We start from the raw sequence: 2098 nt of genomic DNA, 5'->3' as shown, positions 1-2098 counted from the left end.
GAGGTCCTTTTTTATGTGATAAATTCAATCATGGTATATTAGGCAGCTACTAGCAGCAGAAAACCTAATTATTTTTATCATGTAGTTAATTGAATGAAAATTAACTTAAGCGCTAGCTCAGTGTTTGTTGTTTGTTGCCAACATTCAAAATAGATTAATTTATTTCTTAGTAAAGTGCTAAGATAAATTTGTAACCGGTTCTATAAGGCTACGTCTAACTTTACATAAGGAGGAGGAATTGTTTTGAATCAAAAGAAAAGTATCGCACTAACCACGACATTTGTGGGGCTAGTGTGTGGGTTCGTCTTAACCCAACAACAAGCAGCTGCGGCAGCTACAAATGCTCCAGACCCCACAGCCACGAGTATGGTGGCCCCGCGGAGTACAGCAACTGCTAAATCTGCTGAACCTACCCAAAAGGAACAGCCTGTCAATCAGCAGACTAGCACACAAAAGTCTGTTACTAATACAGACAATGTTAGCGAGACTGCTAATCAGAACCGAATTTCTGGAACTCAGTCTATAGGTTCATCTGCAACAACTACAACTGCACAACCAGCTACTTCCAGTAACAATCCGACCACTTCCGCACAACCACCACAGGAAACTGCGGCTCAGAACCCAGCAGCTACTTCGTCAGCTAATAGTGCTAATGAGGTTACTCAGCCAGTAAGCCAACCTACGGTACCAGCGACCCCGCAAGCTACCAAGGTCACAAATAGTACCAACACCGCCTCAACTACCACAGATTCTCAAGTAGAAACAATTGCCCAAGGTACTTGGGGCACCAGTAAGTGGGAATATACGCACCAAGGTGATGATTATATTTTACATTTCCATGCAGGCACCTTGGGTAATAGCAGCCATAAAACTATAAAAGATCCACATAGTAGTTATCTACAACATACAGTAGGTAGTATTGGCGCTAGTCCCGAAGTCTTCAATGGCAATTGGCAATGGATTGAAGACTTAACACAAATTGTTATTGATCCCGGAGTCAAAGCTAACCAAGATTCCAGTTATTTATTTGAATGTTTAATCAATCTAAAAAAGATTATTGGTCTAGCTAATCTCGATACCGCTGGTGTTACTAATATGCATGGAATGTTTGACTTTTGCAAGAGTTTAACCAGTTTAGATCTCAACAATTTTAATACTACAAATGTTACTAATATGCAGGGAATGTTTTGGAGTTGCTCCAGTTTAACTAATTTAGATCTCAGCAGTTTTAATACCGCTAACGTTATTGATATGGCTGATATGTTTTATATGTGCCCAAGATTAACTGTTTTAGATCTTAGCAATTTTGATACTGTCAAAGTTATTGATATGGGTAGTATGTTTATGAATTGCGAAAGATTATCCAGTTTGGATCTTAGTAGCTTCAATACGGCTAAGGTTACGGATATGAGTTATATGTTTGCGAATTGCGAAGGATTATCCAGTTTGGATCTTAGTAGCTTCAATACGGCTAATGTTACGGATATGCAATATATGTTTTTCTTTTGTTCAGGATTAACCAATTTAGATCTCAGCAATTTCAATACTGCTAAGGTTACTAAAATGGAGTGGATGTTTGTAAAGTGCTCAAAATTAACCAGTTTAGATCTCAGCCAGTTAAATACAGCCAAGGCTATTGATGAAATATTTCATATATTTGATAGTTGTGATAACTTAAATCATTTGATTTTAGGACCTGACACTCTTTTCAATACTAACGCTGCATTACCTCATATCCCAAAGACTAGCACCCAAATCCCTGGTAAGGATCGGGTAGTCGCCTCACCCTATTGGATAGCCACCAGTGGTTATCAACAGGGACACAAGTATACTTCTACTGATTTAATGGAATTAACTGGACGCGATCAGGTGACGACTTATGATTGGGACAGTGAACCCGCCTTTACTCAAACCACGGAAACTAAAACCAAGGTCCGGACGATTAATCTCCATCAACCTAACGGTCAACTGAAAACAGAAACCCAAACAGTGGCCGTCAGTCGTCCGGTAACTATTAATCCGGATGGTTCTAGAACCTATGGCGCGTGGACAACAGCTCAATGGGATCAATATACAGTCCCTGAATGGGCCGGTTATC

At 39.8% G+C, this 2098-nt stretch carries 1 protein-coding gene; it reads left to right on the top strand.

The features are described from left to right. Nucleotides 1-243: 243 nt before the first annotated feature. A partial coding sequence (locus JG30_RS08715) for a BspA family leucine-rich repeat surface protein (protein WP_218837832.1) occupies nucleotides 244-2098 on the top strand: 1855 nt, incomplete at its 3' end.

It is taken from the genome of Bombilactobacillus mellifer (assembly GCF_000970795.1).
Taxonomy (GTDB): domain Bacteria; phylum Bacillota; class Bacilli; order Lactobacillales; family Lactobacillaceae; genus Bombilactobacillus; species Bombilactobacillus mellifer.
Note: the sequence above shows the minus strand (reverse complement) of the source record. Positions and strands in the feature narration are given on the sequence as shown.